This window comes from Bacillus silvicola (assembly GCF_050524305.1).
Classification (GTDB): Bacteria; Bacillota; Bacilli; order Bacillales; family Bacillaceae_G; genus Bacillus_A; species Bacillus_A cereus_AT.
Genome location: NZ_JBNGVC010000013.1, coordinates 341,066 through 361,488, shown reverse-complemented (window position 1 = coordinate 361,488; position 20,423 = coordinate 341,066). Strand labels below are relative to the sequence as shown.

Here is a 20,423-nt window from a genome sequence, read left to right as displayed (position 1 = left end):
AAGGAGAGAGAGCATAATGAATTATACATCATTCCGAGCGATGGTCGTGAAAGAAAAGGAAAATAATCAATTTGAAAGAACCTTTGTTGAGAGAGAAGTAAATAGTTTACCTGAAGGAGACGTATTAATACGTGTTCATTATTCTTCATTAAATTATAAAGATGCCCTTTCAGCTAATGGTAATAAAGGTGTAACGAGAACATACCCTCATACACCTGGTATCGATGCGGCAGGAGAAGTTGCTAGTAGTAGAAATACCTCCTTTAAGGAAGGGGATCAAGTTATTGTAACCGGATATGATTTAGGTATGAATACTTCTGGTGGTTTCGGAGAATATATTCGCGTGCCATCATCTTGGGTCGTTCCTTTACCAGAAGGAATGTCTTTGAAGGAAAGTATGATGTATGGGACAGCAGGTTTTACGGCTGCCTTATCGGTATATAAGCTTATTAGAGCGGGAATTACGCCTAATATGGGAGATGTTTTAGTAACTGGTGCTACGGGCGGAGTAGGTAGTGTAGCAGTTAGCATTTTAGCGAAGCTAGGATATAACGTAGTAGGATCAACTGGGAAAATGGAAGAGGAACAGATGCTACTACGTCTAGGAGCGAAAAAAGCTATTCATCGTGAAGAATTGAATGATAAGTCTGGGAAACCGATGTTGAAGAGTGTATACGCAGGTGTTATCGATACAGCCGGTGGGAACATGTTAGAAAGTTCTTTAAAGGTAGTTAAGTATGGAGGTTGTGTAACGACGTGTGGTAATGTAGCGGGACATGAGTTAAATACAACGGTATACCCATTCATATTACGAGGTATTAGCCTTTTAGGAATAGATTCAGTGCAATGTCCAGCAGACATGAGAAGAGAAGTGTGGGTATTGTTAGCGACCGATTGGAAAAACTTAGAGCTATTATCTTATACAGAAGAATGTACATTAGAAGAATTAGATGAGAAGTTTGCACTTATACTGCAAGGAAAGTTAAAAGGAAGAACGATTGTAAATATGAAATAAAAAAGAGACGCTCATTTGAGCGTCTCTTTTCCCCTTATAATGATTGTTTTAAATTGATTTTTCCTTGTTCACCTAAAACACCATCAGCGATATTTACAGCGTGATCACCGATACGCTCTAAGTTACTTACCATATCAACGAAGATGATACTTGCATCACCTGAACAGCTACGTTCGTTTAGACGTAATACATGACGTTTACGAAGAACACGTTCCATTTGGTCAATTTTACGTTCTTTTGCAATAACAGTCTGAGCTAGTTCAGTGTCAAAGTTTGTTAAAGCATTGATTGCATCTTGTAATGTTGAAATTGTTAACTCAAGCATTTCATTTAGTTCAGCTAGTGCTTCATCTGATAGTGAAACACGGTTTGAAATTTGGAAGTCTACAAGTTCTACAAGGTTTTCTACATGATCACCGACACGTTCAATATCCCCAACAACACCCGCTAGAACTGAATGCTTTTCAGAGTCTGTAGGTGAAAGTGGCTTTTCTGATAGTAAAACTAAATACTCGGTAATTTTCTTATCTAAATTGTTAATAGCTCCTTCTAATTGAGTGGCCATGTCAGCATGTTTTTTATCTTGTGTATTTAAAAATTGGTTTGCTTCTTTTAATCCATGTAATGAAAACTCAGCCATACGGATAATTTCTTTTTGAGCTTCTGTTAAAGCGATAGCTGGAGATTGTTCAATAAAGATTGGATTTAAGTGTTGCGGTTTGAAATCAATAGCAGAATCTTCGCCGCGAATAATTTTTGTTACAATCCATGCTAATGCAGCGATGAATGGGAATTGAATTATAGTATTTGTTACGTTAAACGTTCCGTGTGCGAATGCAATTGTCATTTCTGGATTTAAGTTTAATGACGTTTGGAAGTATTGAATTAAATTTGTAAATGGTACTAATACAATCGTAAAGATAATCGTACCGACGATATTAAAGATAACGTGAACTAATGCTGCGCGTCTTGCGGCAATTGAAGTACCAATTGCTGCTAATACAGCTGTAATTGTCGTACCGATATTATCACCGAATAATACAGGAAGGGCAGCTTGTAAATCGATTGCACCTTGACCGAATAGTTCTTGCAAAATACCGATTGTTGCACTTGAACTTTGTACAACTAAAGTGAAGACTGTACCAACAACAATACCTAAAATTGGGTTGTCACTCATGCTAACCGTTAATTCTTGGAATGACTCTAAAGAGCGAAGAGGTTTCATACCTGTGCTCATTAATTCTAAACCGAAGAATAACATACCAAAACCGAATATTACTTGACCTAAAGAATGTACTTTTTTATTTTTAAAGAAGAATAGTAAGATCGCTCCAACTGCCATAATTGGGAGAGCGTATTCTCCAACTTTAATTCCGATAATAAATGCAGTAACTGTCGTTCCGATGTTCGCACCCATAATAACACCGATTGCTTGTCGTAATGTCATAAATCCGGCACTTACAAGTCCGACTGTTAAAGCGGTTGTTCCTGAACTTGATTGAATTAATACTGTAACTAACATACCTGCTAGTACACCCATAAGAGGGTTTGTTGTAAAACGATCTAGAATATCGCGAAGACGATCTCCAGCTGCTTGTTGCAGTCCATCGCCCATGTATTTAATCCCAAATAAGAAAATACCTAATCCACCAATGAACTGGAAGATCATATCTTGAACATTGTATTCCACGCATTCCACTCCTTAAATTTCATGTACGATGTAATTATTAACTAAACCTTGAGGCACTGTAAACGGTTTATCAGTAAAATTTACACTAAATTTACAAAGGGGTGAAAAGTTTACAATTCTTTAAAGAAACAGCTGTATTTAATTGGTTTTTATCTTTTTTAAATGATAATCCTGTAAAGAAATCACACTTTTTAGAATAGTGTTTTTCCGTTGTGAATCAAGGGAAGTCTCTGTGAGGTCATCGTATATTTTTTGATGAAAGTTAAAAAAATATGTAGGGAAATGCATGTAGTTTTATATCATCGAAAAATGGGGAATGTTTAACGTGTATTGATTAGTATGAGGTTATTGTGAGTTGAAAAAAGCCACTGAATTATCCAGCAGCTTTTTCTTTAGTTTTATCTCCATGCTTTTGTTTTCTTATACTTGTAATATAAATGAACAAGAAAGCAATAAGTAATAAAGAGGAATATCGATATACAGTTGCATAGTTAGTAAAGTGTGCAATGAATCCAAAAATAATCGCTCCAGCACCAATTCCAAGATCAAATGCTGAGAAGAATGTTGCTGTTGCTACTCCTCGTCGGTGCGGTGCTACTCGGTCAATCATCCACGCTTGTAGTGCTGGTTGAATTGCACCGAAACCACTTCCATAACACGCTGCGGCAATAATTAAGCTCGGAATTGTAGTTGTATACGACAGCAAGATAATACCTGTAAACGTAATAATAACTCCTGGAATGATGACGAATGTATGGCCTTTCGCATCATATAATTTTCCAGAAAACGGGCGGGTTACAGCGATTGCAAGCGCATTAAATAAAAAGAAGAGACTAATGTCAGCAATTCCGACTTCCGTAGCAAATAATGTGATAAAGCTTCCAATTCCCCCGTACATTAATGTAATACATAATATTAATAATGAAGGAAGTAAAGCTTTGCGCTCAATAAATCCATCGAGAAAGGTACCAGATGTTTGCTGTGGTGGTTGCGGCGATTTTTTGATTTGAAGTAGTTTCGTTAATATTAATGAAACTATTGTGCATGAAAGTGCACATAAAAAAAGAATCGTGAAGTTATATGTTTGCATAAGCCAAAGTCCGATAAGCGGACCGAGCGCCATGGCAATAGTTCCAGAAAGACCGAAATAACCCATGCCTTCACCGCGGCGAGCTTGCGGAATTAAGTCTGAAACGACAGTTCCATATGTAGTCGTTGTAATACCAAAGCCAGCTCCGTGTAAAATACGAACGGCAAGCAATAGGAAAACGGTTGAAGCGAAAAGATAACTGCCCATAGCGAGTAAACAAATCGCGGTACCGATCATTAAAATGATTTTTTTATTGAATTTTTGCAAGGCGTTTCCAGTTAGCGGTCTAACAAAAAGTGCCGCAACGGTAAACATGCCGACAACAAATCCGATATTGGAACTTGTGCCACCAATTTCTTTCACATAAACAGGTAAAGTTGGAATTAACATTTGAAACCCTAAAAACATACATAAGTTTGCTAGAATTAGTGCAACAAACTCTTTTGTCCATAACGGTTCTCGTTTTACGAGTATTGCTTCTCCCATATATTCATCCCCTATATAAAATTTTTCCCGCTATTTGCGGGCAGTAAAACTCCCACCTCAAAATCCGGCTGGAGCAAAGAAGTTAGGTGGGAGTCGGGCTGCCCGTAAACGCCCGATTGGTGAAGGCTAATAATCAGTGGGGGATGAACAAAACCCCCACTGATTAAAGTTTCACTTTATCTCTGTTCTTTCGAGTATATGTATTGGTCAACATAACAGTCAAGGAAGGTGTCTTGAAAGCGGATAACAATTTTTAAGATGAAAAACTGACAAATTTGTGTAAAAGCTACACAACTATGAAAAAAAGATGTAAAGTATAGATGTATAGACTAGTAGTTGTTATGAATGATAGAAATTGTTTTTTCTTTAAAGAAAGCGGATTCAAATGGTAGTGGACGAGAAGGGGATACATACTTTTTCACTGCATATATTTGAAAAGGTTTACAATATGATGAAGAAAGAGGCGTGTACATATGAGACGATTAGGTATTTCTATTTATCCAGAACATTCGACAGTGGAGAAAGATAAGGAGTATGTAACGTTAGCAAGTAAATACGGATTTACACGTGTATTCACATGTTTATTATCTGTAGATGGCGAAAAAGAGAAAATCATAGAAGAGTTTAAGGAAACGATCTCTCATGCAAATGCATTAGGGTTCCAAGTATTAGTTGATATTAGTCCAGCTGTGTTTGAACAACTAGGTATTTCGTATAATGATTTATCGTTCTTCCATGAACTAGGTGCTTATGGTATTCGTTTAGATGTTGGGTTCTCAGGTTTAGAAGAATCAATTATGACGTACAATCCATATGGCTTAAAAATTGAGATTAATATGAGTAACGGTACGAAGTATGTAGATAACATTATGAGTCATAGACCAAATCGTGAAAATTTAATTGGCTGTCATAATTTTTATCCACACCGTTATTCAGGATTATCATATGATCATTTCATTAAATGCTCGAAACAATTTAAAGATTACGGTATGAGAACCGCTGCTTTTATTTCATCATTCGATGCAACATATGGGCCTTGGCCAGTAACGGAAGGCTTATGTACGTTAGAGCAGCACCGTGAATTACCGATGACAACACAAGCGAAGCATCTATTTGCGACAGAATTAATTGATGATGTTATTATTGCGAACGCTTATGCTTCGGAAGAAGAATTACAAGCACTAGGTGCATTAAATAAAGAGAAACAAACATTTGATATAGGACTATATGATACAACAACAGAATTAGAAAGAATTATTGTGTTAGACGAACCACATTTTTATCGCGGAGATGTATCTGAATATATGATTCGCTCTACACAAAGTCGTGTGAAATATAAAAAAGAAGAGTTCAAACCGCATAATACGCGCGAAATTAAGCGCGGTGATCTTTTAATTGATAATGAACAGTATGGTCAATATAAAGGTGAATTACAAATTGCTTTAAAAGATATGGTGAATACAGGAAAAACAAATGTAGTTGGCCGAATTGTAGAGGAAGAAATTTTCTTATTAGATTATTTACAAGCTTGGGATAAATTTGGATTTACACTAAAGAAATAATGAGAGCGGGATAAAGTGAAGCTTTAATCAGTGGGAATGTAGATCATCCTCACTGATTATTAGCCTTCATTAATCGGGGATAAAAGGGAAAAAACTACTGATTTCAGTGGCTTTTTCCCTTTTATATAAAGAGCGAGAGGAAGAGCTATGACAAAAGTGCATCAGCGATTAATTTCTATTTTAGAGGAGTTTTTAGAAGAGAAATCGATGTTAAATCGAGCTTTTTTAGCGAGCCGTTTACATGTATCAACGAAGACGATTCAAAAGGATATAAAATTATTAAATGATATATTAGAAGAAAACGGAGCGAAAATCGAATCGCAAAGAGGGACTGGGTACGAACTAGAAATTATACAAGCGAAGAAATTTGAAGAGTTTTGCGTGAGTCTATTTCAAAAACAGGTGGAAAAGATCCCAACTTCTTATGAAGAAAGAGTAGCGTATATTTTACAACGTATTTTAACGACAGATGAGTATGTGAAGCTTTCGCAATTAGCGGAAGAGATCTATGTGAGTAAATCAACTGTAAATTTAATTATGAAAGATGTTACGGATATTTGTAGTCGTTATGAGTTACAAATTGAAAAAAGACCATATTATGGTATACGTATTGTGGGAGAGGAATTTAATATTCGTTCTTGTTTATCACAATATGGTTTACCACGTTATGACCATACCCCGTTTCATGAGCAATTTGAGCAGACTGACACATATTTATCGTTACCTCATATTTCTCTCATCCGCTTAGTTATACTAAAATACATCGAGGGAGGAACGATATATTTATCAGATATAGAGATTGATAATTTATCAATTCATATTGCAATTGCGTTAAAGAGATGTAGGGATAGTCATTACATTCAAGCACTGCATGTGGAGGAATCTGAACTTATAATAAAGAAAGAATATAAAATTGCGAAACAGATTTTAGGGGATTTAGAGGAAGAGCTGGAATTTCAATTTCCAGAAGAAGAAGTTTTATATGTGACGATGCATTTATTAAGTACTGCTGTTACAGCGAAAGATCGCTATGAAAATGTAGAAGAGCTATTAGGAAAAGAGATATATGCATTCATGCAACATATTCTTTTTAAAGTAGCGGAAGAACGGAATCTTATTTTTTATTATGATGAAGAATTATTATTTGGATTTGGTGTTCATTTAAAAACGTTATTAAACCGTTTGAAATATAAATTAAATACGAGAAATCCTCTTTTGGCAGAAGTGAAAAAGAATTATCCATATGCATTTGAAATTGCAGTTCTCGTTGGAGATATAATTGGTGAATATACAGGTGACTCGATTCCAGAAAGTGAAATTGGTTATATTGCTATTCACTTCGGTGGAGCGATGAGCCGTTTGCAAGAAAAGAATCAAAAGAAAAGATGCTTATTAGTTTGTGCGACTGGCCAAGGGAGTGCACAGCTATTAAAATATAAAATTCTATCACAGTTCCGAGATAAATTAGAGATTGTAGGGATTACAGGCTATTATCAATTGAAGGTAGAAGAACTTTACAAAGATAAAATAGATTGTATTATTAGTACGATTCATATACCGAGTGGTTTGCCTGTGCCAGTTATAAAAGTGAATTCAATATTTGATGATAAAGAGATTAAATCGATTGGTCAGCAGTTATTTACGCATGTGAATACTAGTGTGCAGCAATATATTAAGGAAGATTTAATTTTCTTAAATCGTAGTGCCTCTACAAAAGAAGAGGTTATTCAGTTTTTATGTGAGAAAGCTGTTTTGAAAGGTTATGTACCTGCAAACTTTTATGATTCTGTTATGGAAAGAGAGAATACATCTCCGACAGCGGTTGGAAATTTAGTTGCGATTCCGCATCCGATGCAGTTATTAAGTGAAAAAACATTTTTGATGTTTTGTACACTTAATAAAGCAGTTGACTGGGGAGATAAGAAAGTACAAGTTATTATTTTATTTAGTGTAAAGCGTAATAATAATGAAGATTTACAAAAGCTTTATGATTTTTTATACGATATTATGTCTAGTCAAAATACGATAGAGAAATTAACTCAGGCTGAAATAATTGCAGAATTCCAAGAGATATTATTATCTTTATAAGAAAAGTATATAAAAACTTCCGTTACACAACGGAAGTTTTTTATGTTTAATTGTATGCGTTTTCATAATAAGATAAAAATATAGAAAAAACATAGCTTGGGGGAATTTTAAATGACTGATATGCAAACTCCATTTGCGTTAATTTTACATGGTGGCAACGCGAGAAGCGCGGCACTTGAAGCAATCGCTTTTGCAAGACAAGGAGATTTTGAGAATGCGAATGAAAAGATGGAACTTGCTAGTGAGGAAATATCATCAGCTCATCGTATTCAAACGGATTTAATTCAAGAAGAAGCAAGAGGCAATCATGCAGAAATAAGTTTATTATTAGTGCATGCACAAGATCATTTAATGAATGCAATTACAGTAAAAGAACTTGCTGAGGAATTTATTACTCTTCATAAACGAGTGGAAGAGAAAGTGACAGTATAATATGTACATTTTATTATGTTGTGCAGCAGGTATGTCAACGAGTATGGTTGTAAGGAAAATGCAAGAAGAGGCAAAGAAACAAGGGAAGGATTATAAAATTAAAGCAGTTGATTCGGAACTTGTGAAATTGGAAATTAAAAATGCTGATGTTGTTTTAATTGGGCCACAGGTGAAGTATTTGTTTCCAGCAGTAGAGTTTCTTGCGAAGTCATACAATATACCAGTTGCAATTATAGAACAACGAGATTATGGCATGTGTGATGGTTTGAAAGTACTTAAGCAAGCAGAACAATTAGTTTTAGCGTAATTATATTTTTTTAAATATAAACATTATAATGTTATAATTTTTTAATTTCGCCACATTGAACATAGGGAGGGTTATCGATGAATGGTTTTATGAGTTTTATGGAACAGAAGATTATGCCGACAACGCAAAAGATTGCGGGGCAACGACATTTATTAGCAATTCGAAACGGAGTTATTTCTACGTTACCGTTAACGATTGTCGGATCATTTTTCGTTATCTTTTTAAATTTACCAATTGATGCATATATGGAATGGATTGCACCGTTTCGTCATATTTTAGATATTCCATTCCGATTTACAGTAGGCTTAATGGCGTTATACGCAGCGTTTGGGGTAGGGGCTTCACTCGCGAACTTTTATCAGCTCAATCAATTAAGTGCAGGATTATTATCTGTACTCGCCTTTTTACTAGCATCAGTTGAACCAATTCAAATAACAAAAGCTGTACCAGGTGTTATTGATGCAGGTAGATATATTTCAGTAGGAACATTAAGTGCAACTTCTTTATTCGGAGCAATTGTTACAGCATTAATTGCAGTGGAAATTTATCACTTTATGATTAAGCACAATATCTCGATTAAATTACCAGATAGTGTACCACCAGCAGTTGCAAACTCGTTTGCAGCATTAATTCCAACTCTAGTAGTTATTCTTTTATTCTGGGGTATTCGTTACGGTTTGAAATTTGATGTAAACACAACAATCACATATTTAATCGCACCATTAAAATCAGTATTAGTAGGAAATAATTTATTCGGCGGTTTATTAACAGTATTCTTAATCGTGTTCTTCTGGTCGTTCGGTATACATGGCCCAGCGATTTTAGGACCAATCATTCGTCCGATGTGGGATTCAGCAATTCTTGAAAATATGGAAGTATTCACGGCTACAGGAAATGCACATCAGTTACCAAACTTATTTACAGAGCAATTTATTCAATGGTTCGTATGGATCGGTGGATCAGGCTCAACGTTAGCTTTAGTAATTATGTTTATGTTCTCTAAATCTAAGTTCTTAAAAGAGTTAGGTAGATTATCATTCGTACCAGGATTATTCAATATTAACGAACCAATTATTTTCGGGGCACCAATTGTAATGAACCCGATCTTAATTATTCCATTCGTTATTACACCGTTAGTTACAACGACGGTATCATACTTCGCAGTTGTTTCAGGTATGATTCCGATGATGATGGCGAAGCTGCCGTTTACAATGTTAGCACCAATTGCAGCTATTATTAGTACGGACTGGACAATTATGGCTGGTGTACTTGTACTTGTTAACTTTGTTATCTCATTCGTTATTTACTATCCATTCTTCAAAATGTATGAGAAGCAACAATTAGCAGGAGAGGAGAAAACAGAATGCTCGGAGCAATTATCATCTTAATTACATTCGTGGTCGGACAATGCATTGCACATTATTCAAAATGGGTACAAAGTAAATCGCTATTAGTTTTACTACTTGTGTCGATATTATTTATCGGATGTTCAATGGGAGCTTATGTGGCATTTAGTTTAGAATCACCGTACTTTATCATCGTACCAACGATTTTATGTGCGACATGTTTATCTGCAAAATATAGATTTACAAGCATGGCATTAATACAACGTGTGAAGGAGATGCAAAAGCATGGAGCGTAAATTAGGAATTTCTCTTTATCCAGAGCATTCAACGAAAGAAAAAGATATGGCATATATTTCAGCAGCGGCACGTCACGGTTTTTCAAGAATATTCACTTGTTTACTGTCTGTGAATCGTCCGAAAGAGGAAATTGTAGCAGAATTTAAAGAAATTATTAATCATGCAAAAGAGTACAATATGGAAGTCATTTTAGATGTAGCACCAGCTGTGTTTGATCAGCTTGGTATTAGCTATAGTGATCTATCATTCTTTGCAGAGTTAGGTGCAGATGGTATTCGTTTAGATGTAGGATTTGACGGATTAACAGAAGCGAAAATGACGAACAACCCGTACGGTTTAAAAATTGAGCTAAACGTAAGTAATGATATTGCCTATTTAGAAAATATCCTTTCGCATCAAGCGAATAAAGCGGCTTTAATTGGTTGCCATAATTTTTATCCGCAAAAATTCACTGGTCTTCCGTATGATTATTTCATTCGCTGTAGTGAACGTTTTAAAAAGCATGGTATTCGCAGTGCAGCATTTATTACATCACATGCTGCTAACATTGGTCCATGGGATATTAATGACGGATTATGTACGCTTGAACAACATCGTAATTTACCAATTGAAGTACAAGCGAAACATTTATGGGCGACAGGGCTTATTGATGATGTCATTATCGGAAATGCTTATGCGAGTGAAGAAGAGTTAGAGAAACTAGGAAACTTAAATCGTTACATGTTACAGCTAAAGGTACAATTTGTAGACGAAGCGACTGAAGTAGAGAAGAGAGCGACACTACAAGAATTGCACGTAAGACGCGGCGACATAACGGAGTATATGGTACGTTCTACAGAAGTACGTAAAAAGTATAAAGAAGACGATTTCCCAATTCGAGAAAGTGTACTACAGGAAAGAGGTCAAGTTGTAATTGGTAACAACTCATTCGGTAAGTATAAAGGTGAACTACAAATCATCTTGAAAGAAATGCCGATAGATGAACGGAAAAATATTGTCGGTATAATTGCTGAAGAGGAGTTGTTCTTACTAGATTATGTAGGGGCTTGGACGCAGTTTACTTGTGTGGAATAGGGAAGATAGGAGGGGATGCTAGGGCATCCTCTTTTTTCTGTTGAAATAGTAGTCTATCGTATATAGAATGCAAAGAGATAGATTTAATTTGGACGGGAGAGAAGGAGATGGAAGAGTATATAGATGATTTATTAAGACGGATGGGTGATGAAGAAACAGAGATATGGCATCGTGCGTATGATGAGGCGAAAGAACTAAATGATTTATTAACTTTCCCTTATTTACAGGAGAAGATAATAAAAGTAAAAAAAGTATCTATGAAGAAAGATATTTATTATTTAATGATGAAACTCGCTATCAATACGAAAGAAATCTGTATTGCTGATTATCTTGTAGATCGTTTAGAATGTGAAGAGAGTCCGACGCTATTAAGTGAATTACTTAGTAATATTTATAGATTGCCAGAAGTAAGTAGTACAAATAAAATCATTCCGTATATTTATCATAAAAACGATAGTGTTCGTTTTTGGGCAGTTTCTTCCTTAAAGTTATATAAATCGTTAGAAGCAGAAAGTGCTTTATTAAAGTTGCTGGATACTCAAGAAAATAAAGATGAGATTACAAATATTTGTTATACCTTGCTTGAGATTGGAACAAATCAATCGATTCTTCCGTTAACAAGGCTTTTATATAGGGATAGTGCTTATGTTCGTTCAACCGTTATTGAGGTTTTAGCGAAAATAGGGGGAGCGGATTTACAGATAGTTTATATGGAAGCTTTACAGGATAGAAACGTTATGGTGAAATATGAAGCTGTTCGAGCTATTTATGCGTATGGGGACGAGATGGCGATTAAGCCAATTTGCGAACGTGTAACGAAAGTTGTTTCTAGAAGACGTAAAAATGAAGTAGAGCCTACTGATGAATCAGAGATCGTCATTGCTCTGCGTTTCTTACATAAGTTTGCTGATCATGAAGAAGTTTTAAAGACGTTTGGTAAAGTATATAAAAAACGAGGAAACTTGTTTATGTCAGAGAAAAAATGGATTCGGGATAATATTAGTTACTTTCAAGAGAAAGAAAGAATGCAAGAATCATAAAAAGAGTTAGCCTCAACAATGAGACTAACTCTTTTTTTAATAATTAGTTTAAAATTTTCACTGTAACTGTTTGGCGTCCCCAGTTACTTGATGTACCTTTATCTGGCATTAAAACATCAATTTTATTACCTTTAATAGCTCCACCAGTATCACCAGCGATTGCTACTCCATAACCTTCAACCCATACTTTTGAACCTAATGGAATTACACTTGGATCAACTGCAATTAGTTTCATGTTTGGATTAGCTGTTAAGTTATGACCCATAGCTGATTTCACTTGGTCTCCTGCTTTGTAACCATTTTCAAGTGGATCTGCTGTGTAAGCTGTTGCTACAACGCGTAACTCACGAGAAGAAGATTGTGTGTTTTTCTCAGTTTCTTTTGCAACAGGTTGTTGTGTAGCTGGTTTTTGAGCGTTAGCTGTTTCACGAGCTTTAGCTGCCTCCTGAGCTTCAGCCGCTTCACGAGCCTTAGCCGCTTCACGAGCTTTAGCTGCTGCTTGAGCTTCAGCTGCTTCACGAGCTTCAGCCGCTGCCTGAGCTTCAGCTGCTTCACGAGCTTTAGCCGCTTCTTGAGCTTTAGCTGCTGCTTGAGCTTCAGCCGCTTCTTGAGCTTTAGCTGCTTCACGAGCTTTAGCCACTTCTTGAGCTTTAGCTGCTGCTTGAGCCTCAGCCGCTTCTTGAGCTTTAGCTGCCTCTTGAGCTTTAGCTACTTCCCCGGCTTTAGTTGCTGCTTGAGCTTCAGCTGCCTCTTGAGCTTTAGCTACTTCCCCGGCTTTAGTTGCTGCTTGAGCTTCAGCTGCCTCTTGAGCTTTAACTGCTTCACGAGCTTTAGCCGCTTCTTGAGCTTTAGTTTTTGCTTGAGCTTCAGCTGCCTCTTGAGCTTTAACTGCTTCACGAACTTTAGCAGTATCTTGAACGTTAGTTACTTTTTCAGCTTTAACTACTGGCTGAACTTTAACTGGCGCTTTCCCTGTTAAGTAAGGAACGTGTACATAAGCTGTTTGGCCGTTATATTCAAATTGAATCCAATCATTTTGTACTTGGTGTGTTGTTTCGATTACATCATCTTTTTTCAATTTACCAAGAATCGCTGAATCTGTATTTGCTCCAGCACGTACGTTTAATACGTTTGCTGTTACGTAGTAAGTATCTTTAGTGTAGTCAGCGCTTATGAAAGCTTCTTTACCACTATTTAATTGAACTTTTGACCATCCGTTTTCTGTATGTAAAACGTTAACTTTATATCCATCTAATAACTTTCCGACAACTTTTGATTCAGTAGTTGGGTTTTCTCGTACATTTAGTACATCAGTTGTTACAATCGTTTCTGCTTTAGCAGATGTTGTGAAAATCCCAAGACCAAAAACCGCTGCTGTTGCTATACCCATAAATTTTTTCATAATAGCCTCCATTGCATTTGTTTTTCGTTGACCTCATTATAGCAACCATTATTTTCTTATTTGCGGAAAACACAAAACTACAAAGCATTCGTAATGAGGCGTTAATATTCTGTAATAATTCCATTAATATCCTGATAGCGTTTTCTTTGCGGTTTTCGGGGAGTTATAACATATGATTCATAAAATCAACACTATTTTAATTACTGATAGATTAATAATGTATCATGGATGTTACCTAAATGTTTCAGTGGTATTACAAAACAGAGGTATTTAACTGTTTGAATCGCAACATGATTATAAAAATATAATGTTTTTGCGTGTGAAGTCATATATATAGGATGAAATTTAATAAAATAGAGATATAATTGTTACAAAATAAGTTGTAGTATGGAAAAAATTACGCCTTGAATTTGTGTTATTACATATTATTTTTGCAATAATATGATTGCAGGATAGTTGTGATGTGAAATGAAAGTTGCAAGGATAAAAAGGTAATCGCAACATGAAACATATATAATAGAAGAAACATGATTTAAAGGGACGATATTGTTATGAATTAGTTCGCGAATTGCTTCAGAGTTATATAGTAGAAGTTAGAGACGCAGATTTTTAATAAAACAGCGATAAAATTGAATTTGCCTTCAATAAAATAAAAAAACGTAGGAGTGTAAGCTCCTACGTTTTTTATTTACTCATATCGTAAACATTCAATTGGATCAAGTTTTGCAGCTTTGTTAGCTGGTAGTAAACCGAATGCAATACCGATTAGCATTGAAATACCTACTGAAAGAAGTCCAAGTTCTTTTGAGATAACAAGTGGCCATCCAGCAAAGATTGAGACGATCCAAGCGAAGAAAATACCGAGCATGAATCCGATGAAACCACCGAGTCCTGTTAAAATACAAGATTCGATTAAGAATTGCGTTAATACTTTACCGCGTGTTGCACCAAGTGCTTTACGAATACCAATCTCACGTGTACGTTCTGTTACAGATACAAGCATGATGTTCATTACACCGATACCACCAACAAGTAAGGAAATAGCAGCGATACCACCGAATACCATTTTCATCATACCGATTGATTCGTCTAGTTGCTTCGTAAAGTCACCCATATCTTGCGCTTCAAATTTATGCTCAAATTTAGGAGCTTTCATTTCGTTTAAAACAGAAGCAGCTTGTTTTTCTACACTTTTACGTTCTGCTGGCGAAGTTAATATTAATCTTACAGAATCATACTCAGTTACTCCTGAGATTACAGGAGCGTTTTCAAGTGATGTATAACCTTCTGACATAGCCATTCCAAAATCATTTTTCGTTTCATAAACACCGACTACTTTATACGGTTTTCCTTTTATGTCTGTATATAAATTTGATTCCCAACCGTTAAATAATTTGTTGAAAGCTTCTTCATTTAAAATAACAGCAGGGATTGCTTGCTTTAATTCGCTATCGTTTAATTCGCGACCGTGAACTAATTTTATTTTCGCATCCGTCATGAAGGCGCCTGTTCCACCTTTTAAATCAAGAGAGGCATCTTTTGAACCAGAAGATGCTTTTACTTTCATACTCACATCTGGATAAACATCTTTAACACCTGGTACAGTTTGAAGACGTTTTAGCATATCGGCTGTAATTTTGGCGTTGTCTGGTCCATAATCAGGATTTTTGTAGTAAATCGTTACTTCATTATCTTTTCCTTGGCCTAATTCTTCTTTAAACTTTGCATTTGTACCATCACCCATTGAAATGATAGTAATAATGGCACTAATACCGATAATAATTCCTAGCATCGTTAAGATAGAACGCATTTTATGAGCAAAGATAGAGGAAAGGGCCATGCGTATATTTTCACTCGTGTTCAAAATTAACCTCTCCAATCTTGGACGATATTTCCGTCACGAATTACAATTTGACGTGCTGCAGCTTCCCCGATTTCACGGTCATGGGTAATCATAATGATTGTGGAGCCTTGTTTGTTTAATTCGTAAAAGAGGTCCATAATTTGTGTACTCGTTTTCGTATCAAGTGCCCCCGTCGGTTCATCGGCTAAAATGAACTTTGGATTATTTACGATTGCACGTGCGACTGCGACACGCTGTTTTTGTCCACCTGATAATTCGTTCGGTAAGTGAGTAGCACGATCAGCTAAACCTACTTTTGTTAAAGCAGCTAATGAGCGCTCGCGTCTTTCTTTTTTATCAACTCCAGCGTAAATAAGAGGCAATTCAACATTTTGAAGTGCTGTAAGTCTCGGTAATAACATAAAGTTTTGGAATACGAACCCGATCTCTTTATTACGAACGCGTGCAAGTTCTGTCTCAGACATGTTTGAAATATTTTGACCAGCTAGTTCATACGCACCTGTCGTTGGTTTATCTAAGCAACCGATAATGTTCATTAATGTTGATTTACCAGAACCAGATGGTCCCATAATAGAAGTGAATTCTCCTTGGTTCAGTGTTACGTCAATTCCGTGTAAAATTTGAACGGATTCTGCACCATTTTGGAAGGATTTCGTGATGCCTTTTAAGTTAATCATTCCACGACAACCTCCATACCATCTTTTAAGTCTTTTTCAGGTTTAGAGATAATTTGCTCTCCGTTTTTCACTCCAGAAACTTTTGCTTCGCTATCTGTTTCAAATTCAACAGTAACCGCTTGTTCTTTCGCTTTACCATCTTTTACAACGAAGACAACATTTTTGTCACCTTTTTTCACGATGCTGCTTTTCGGAACAATCGTACCAGTTGCTTCGCCTGATTTACTTGTTACGTAAACGTGGAAGCCGTTTTGTAATTCTTCACTATTATCCAATGTGACAGTGAATTGGTAATTAGAAACTGTTTTATTTTCATCCATGCTCTTTAATGGTGTAGAACCGATTTCCGTTACTTTTCCTGTCCAAGTCTTACCAGCGACAGTTTTTGATGAAACAGTTACTTCTTGCCCAACTTTCATACTAGCAAGCTCATATTCAGAAAGTTGACCTTTTACTTTAAATTGACCAGCGTGACGAAGAGTAATTCCGCTCATACCTGTTTTTTCGTCAGCAGTTTTTACGATATCATCAATTACGCCATCAGCAGGACTTGTTACAGAAAGATTGTTTACTTTCTCTTTTGCTGCTTTAATCATTTCATCAGCTTTTTCAACTTCAAACTTTTTCATTTCAATTTGTGATTCTAATTGCCCAACTTCAACTTCTGATGCTTTTAATGCTTCAGCAGGAAGGCCTGCATTTTTATCTTTTTGTAATTTTTGTTTCGCTGCATCAATTTGTTTTTGGAACAATGTTACTTCTTTTTGTGCGATTTTCTTTTGCATTTCTGCTTCTGTTACACCTTGTTTAGCAGTAGGGTCATTGTATTTAAACAGAAGCTGACCTTTTTTCACTTCATCGCCTTTTTTAACAGCTAATTCATATGTTCCTTTTGTTGGATCGAATGAAATAGTTTCAATTCCGTTTGGAATAACTTCGCCACCAAATTTTTGTGCGTTTTCAATTTGTTTTTCCGTAACTTTATAACCGCTATATGCCATTGCTACTTCTGAACTGCCTCCAGCAAATGCAAAGTATGATCCAGCTGCAATTCCAATTGCTACTACACTAGTAATTAACACTTTATTTTTCTTCTTCATCTATTTATCACCTTTTCGTTCGTTTTAGTATCTACATTAAGTATAAAAGAGGTGAAGAATCTGACAAATCGTTTTAGCTTACAATAACCTTACAGTTTTGTAAGGTATGAATATCTAAATGTAAGGTAGAGGTTGTCCTAGTTTAAGCAAATGAATTGACTCGTTGTTTCTTTCTTACAATAATATTATATGAAGGAGAGGAGGAGAGAAGATGGAAGCTTATTTTAGTGCGCAACCATTAAAGCCATTTATTCCGTACTCAAGGCAACATGCCATTATATTATTTATTATGTTGGTAGGGATATTCTTTCTATATCAATATCAAGATTCATTACGTCAAAGTGAGTGGAATATAACGGTTCGATATGCAATTGCATTTCTATTTATAGGAAGTGAGATTGGACTTCATATGTGGGAATGGAAAGCCGGGATTTTTGAGCTAGGCACCTCATTACCATTTGAGTTATGTACGATTAGTTTATTGTTAGCATCGATTATGATTGTAACGAAAAGTTACCGATTATATGAGATTGTGTTTTTTACAGGAATTATTGGTGCATCACAAGCCATTTTAACGCCAAACGTGCAATATGCTTTTCCACATTTTCGCTTTATAGAATTCTTCATTGCACATGTATTACTCATTTGGGCACCACTCTTTATGACATGGGTGGAAGGATATCGTCCGACATTACAATCTATTAAACGCACGATGATATTTTTAAACATATTGATTCCAATTGTTTCGTTTGTGAATTACAAAACGGGCGGTAATTATATGTTTTTAGCTCGTAAGCCAGAAACAGCTTCATTGCTCGATATGTTAGGGCCGCATCCTTACTATATTATTTCATTAGAAATTGCAGCGCTTATGGGATGTTTTATTTTGTATATGCCGTTTGCGAAAAGAGAAGGGCATGCGCATAAAGAATCACTAGGATCATAACCTAGTGATTTTTTATTTTATGAATATTTACAATTCGGAAAATTAAGAATAAAATTAGAGGGTAAATTACATATAGAGAGAAGGGAAAACGTGGTCAAAAAAGTTTTTCTGAATGGGATGGAAGTGACGATTCAATTTATTATTTCGATTTTGGGTATTATTTGTTTAGGGGCACTGCCGAAGTTATTTTATGGATTTGAGCTGCGTGCATCAACGTACATAAAGAGTTTAAAAGAAATATTTGTGAATTTAATGGACATCTCCAATTTTAAATATGTGGGAGATAAATTTTTATTTCCACAGTTGTTTGTCCATTATAAAGAAACGATTGTTATATTTTTAGCTGCTTTTTTCATTTCATTATTTGTAGCATTTTGTATTGTTTATGTGATTATGAGTAGTTCACCGCGTATACAACATCGCATTAAATCATTTCTCATCTTCCTAGAATCCATTCCAGACATTCTTCTTATTTTAGGATCACAAATTTTAGTTATATGGTTTTTTAAACAAACAGGTTTTTTACCTTTTCAAATTGCGGCAATTGGGGGCGAGTCGATTAGAGGATTACCAATATTTTGTTTGAGTATACCGACTACGATTCTGTTTGTAAAAATGTTAGTGCTTCGTTTTGAAAATGAGCTAGAAAAAGATTATGTACTATTTGCTAAGGCGAAAGGGCTGAATCGCTTTCATATTTTAAATCGTCATGTATTACGAAATGTGTTGCTTAGTACACTTTTCTTTGCGAAAACGAATATCTTTTTTATGTTATCTAATTTATATATTATAGAATGGATTTTTAATACGGGTGGTATTTTTATGTTTTTGAAATCGTATGAGGGTATTAGGGTTGAGGTTTTCATCGTTAGTGTACTGCTTATTTATATTCCAATTTTTATTTTATTTAAATTGTTTCATTATCTCATTCCAGCTGCGATGAAGGAGAGGCTATAATATGTGGACGTATATAAAACGTGATAAAAGATTTTGGATAAGCATTGGGTTTCTTCTCATATTAGTTCTTTTGAGCATCGGAAATACGATATGGAATGATGGACAGATTAAAAAAGTTACATTGCAATATGATGCGGCTGGAAATCCAGAAGTACCACCGTTTTCACCTTCATTACAATTTTTACTCGGGACAGATCGGAAAGGATATGACCTTTTACATTTAGTCATTGAAGGCGCGAAGTGGACGATTGGTATATCTATTTTAATTGCAGCACTTAGAATGGTAATAGGTGTGTTTTTCGGTGTTGTACTCGGAACGTATGTAAAAAGAGGGTTTTCTAAGATTGAGGCTTTTTTTGATAGTTTCACAGTTATTCCGACAGTTATGATTGCGTATTTCTTTCTTCAATCTGTGAATCTATTTGGAAGTGGAGAGGAAACAACAACTTTTTTTGAAAGGGCTTCGTTTCAAGTTGTATTACTTGTAATGCTTGTGATGCCAGTTATTGCACTGTATGTTGCGAAGGAAGTTCGTAAATTACAGACGGAAGAATTTATTGATGCTGCCCGCATATTAGGCGGATCAAGAAGACACATAGTTATAAAACATATTTTTCCGCATCTCTATATGACGTTTATACTCGTATTTCTTCAACAATTTACTCAAACTCTTACAATTTTACTTCATTTAGGGCTACTTGAGGTGTTTTTTGGTGGGACGGTCCAGTTTGGTGGACCGATAGGGATAAAAGAAATAGATTCTTACACGCATGAATGGTCCGGTTTAATAGGAGTGTACTTTAGATCCTTAACAGTGCATCCATGGATTCCTCTTGTTCCAATTACATTTTTCGGACTTACCATTTTTTCAGGGAATATGATTGTGAAAAGTATAGAAGAAGCGATGATGAAAGTAAGGTTAGGTGGAGAGATCAAGAAGACAAATGTAGAAGAGGAACAATTTGCTGTGCAGTCAAAAGAAGAGTTGTTTACGTTTAAACATACGATGTGAAAATAGAAAAGAAGCAAGCATAATCAATGCTTGCTTCT

The 20,423-nt window shown here is 35.6% G+C and carries 17 protein-coding genes and 1 pseudogene; 12 read left to right on the top strand and 6 right to left on the bottom strand.

Going from position 1 to position 20,423, the window contains the following annotated elements; all coding sequences use genetic code 11:
• Window positions 1–16: 16 nt before the first annotated feature.
• Window positions 17–1,015: a YhdH/YhfP family quinone oxidoreductase gene (locus ACP6L7_RS23995; protein ID WP_097831293.1), complete on the top strand. Its 999-nt coding sequence runs from the start codon at window positions 17–19 to the stop codon at window positions 1,013–1,015.
• A 34-nt stretch (window positions 1,016–1,049) separates the two neighbouring features.
• Here the strand turns inward: ACP6L7_RS23995 and ACP6L7_RS23990 are convergent, their stop codons facing one another.
• Complete coding sequence (locus ACP6L7_RS23990) at window positions 1,050–2,705, bottom strand: Na/Pi cotransporter family protein (RefSeq protein WP_097831292.1); 1,656 nt, start codon at window positions 2,703–2,705, stop codon at window positions 1,050–1,052.
• Window positions 2,706–3,078: 373 nt separating this feature from the next.
• Window positions 3,079–4,281, bottom strand: coding sequence for an MFS transporter (locus ACP6L7_RS23985; protein ID WP_097831291.1), 1,203 nt, complete (start codon window positions 4,279–4,281; stop codon window positions 3,079–3,081).
• A gap of 473 nt (window positions 4,282–4,754) precedes the next feature.
• Between ACP6L7_RS23985 and ACP6L7_RS23980 the strand changes: the two genes are divergently transcribed.
• From ACP6L7_RS23980 to ACP6L7_RS23945, 8 genes are all read left to right on the top strand, one after another.
• Window positions 4,755–5,843 (top strand): DUF871 domain-containing protein, encoded by a 1,089-nt coding sequence (locus ACP6L7_RS23980; RefSeq protein WP_001253369.1) that lies wholly within the window; start codon window positions 4,755–4,757, stop codon window positions 5,841–5,843.
• Between the two features lie 147 nt (window positions 5,844–5,990).
• Window positions 5,991–7,931, top strand: a complete 1,941-nt coding sequence (locus ACP6L7_RS23975; protein WP_097831289.1) for a BglG family transcription antiterminator — start codon at window positions 5,991–5,993, stop codon at window positions 7,929–7,931.
• A gap of 111 nt (window positions 7,932–8,042) precedes the next feature.
• On the top strand, window positions 8,043–8,363 hold the full coding sequence (locus ACP6L7_RS23970; RefSeq protein WP_097831288.1) for a PTS lactose/cellobiose transporter subunit IIA: 321 nt from the start codon (window positions 8,043–8,045) through the stop codon (window positions 8,361–8,363).
• 1 nt (window position 8,364) lies between these two features.
• Entirely contained in the window at window positions 8,365–8,670 is a 306-nt protein-coding gene (locus ACP6L7_RS23965; protein WP_097831287.1) for a PTS sugar transporter subunit IIB, read from the top strand.
• A gap of 77 nt (window positions 8,671–8,747) precedes the next feature.
• Window positions 8,748–10,058, top strand: a complete 1,311-nt coding sequence (locus ACP6L7_RS23960) for a PTS sugar transporter subunit IIC (protein WP_071747814.1) — start codon at window positions 8,748–8,750, stop codon at window positions 10,056–10,058.
• Window positions 10,034–10,312, top strand: a complete 279-nt coding sequence (locus ACP6L7_RS23955; RefSeq protein WP_097831286.1) for a hypothetical protein — start codon at window positions 10,034–10,036, stop codon at window positions 10,310–10,312. The genes ACP6L7_RS23960 and ACP6L7_RS23955 overlap by 25 nt, the downstream gene beginning before the upstream one ends.
• Window positions 10,302–11,387, top strand: a complete 1,086-nt coding sequence (locus tag ACP6L7_RS23950; protein WP_097831285.1) for a DUF871 domain-containing protein — start codon at window positions 10,302–10,304, stop codon at window positions 11,385–11,387. The genes ACP6L7_RS23955 and ACP6L7_RS23950 overlap by 11 nt, the downstream gene beginning before the upstream one ends.
• A 107-nt stretch (window positions 11,388–11,494) precedes the next feature.
• Window positions 11,495–12,427, top strand: a complete 933-nt coding sequence (locus ACP6L7_RS23945) for a HEAT repeat domain-containing protein (RefSeq protein WP_097831284.1) — start codon at window positions 11,495–11,497, stop codon at window positions 12,425–12,427.
• Between the two features lie 43 nt (window positions 12,428–12,470).
• On the opposite strand, the pseudogene entC reads toward ACP6L7_RS23945, so the two are convergent.
• From entC to ACP6L7_RS23925, 4 genes and pseudogenes are all read right to left on the bottom strand, one after another.
• Window positions 12,471–13,953: pseudogene (gene entC / locus ACP6L7_RS23940) on the bottom strand (cell wall-binding protein EntC).
• 564 nt (window positions 13,954–14,517) lie between these two features.
• Window positions 14,518–15,669 carry an ABC transporter permease gene (locus ACP6L7_RS23935; RefSeq protein WP_420720170.1) on the bottom strand — a complete coding sequence of 384 codons (1,152 nt, stop codon included), beginning with the start codon at window positions 15,667–15,669 and terminating at the stop codon, window positions 14,518–14,520.
• Between the two features lie 26 nt (window positions 15,670–15,695).
• Window positions 15,696–16,370 (bottom strand): ABC transporter ATP-binding protein, encoded by a 675-nt coding sequence (locus tag ACP6L7_RS23930; protein WP_000609098.1) that lies wholly within the window; start codon window positions 16,368–16,370, stop codon window positions 15,696–15,698.
• Window positions 16,367–17,470, bottom strand: coding sequence for an efflux RND transporter periplasmic adaptor subunit (locus ACP6L7_RS23925; RefSeq protein WP_097831281.1), 1,104 nt, complete (start codon window positions 17,468–17,470; stop codon window positions 16,367–16,369). The genes ACP6L7_RS23930 and ACP6L7_RS23925 overlap by 4 nt, the downstream gene beginning before the upstream one ends.
• A 211-nt stretch (window positions 17,471–17,681) precedes the next feature.
• Between ACP6L7_RS23925 and ACP6L7_RS23920 the strand changes: the two genes are divergently transcribed.
• From ACP6L7_RS23920 to ACP6L7_RS23910, 3 genes are all read left to right on the top strand, one after another.
• On the top strand, window positions 17,682–18,416 hold the full coding sequence (locus ACP6L7_RS23920; protein WP_097831280.1) for a YwaF family protein: 735 nt from the start codon (window positions 17,682–17,684) through the stop codon (window positions 18,414–18,416).
• A gap of 90 nt (window positions 18,417–18,506) precedes the next feature.
• Window positions 18,507–19,373, top strand: a complete 867-nt coding sequence (locus tag ACP6L7_RS23915; RefSeq protein WP_141533574.1) for an ABC transporter permease subunit — start codon at window positions 18,507–18,509, stop codon at window positions 19,371–19,373.
• Between the two features lies 1 nt (window position 19,374).
• Window positions 19,375–20,385: an ABC transporter permease gene (locus tag ACP6L7_RS23910; RefSeq protein WP_097831279.1), complete on the top strand. Its 1,011-nt coding sequence runs from the start codon at window positions 19,375–19,377 to the stop codon at window positions 20,383–20,385.
• Window positions 20,386–20,423 lie beyond the last annotated feature (38 nt).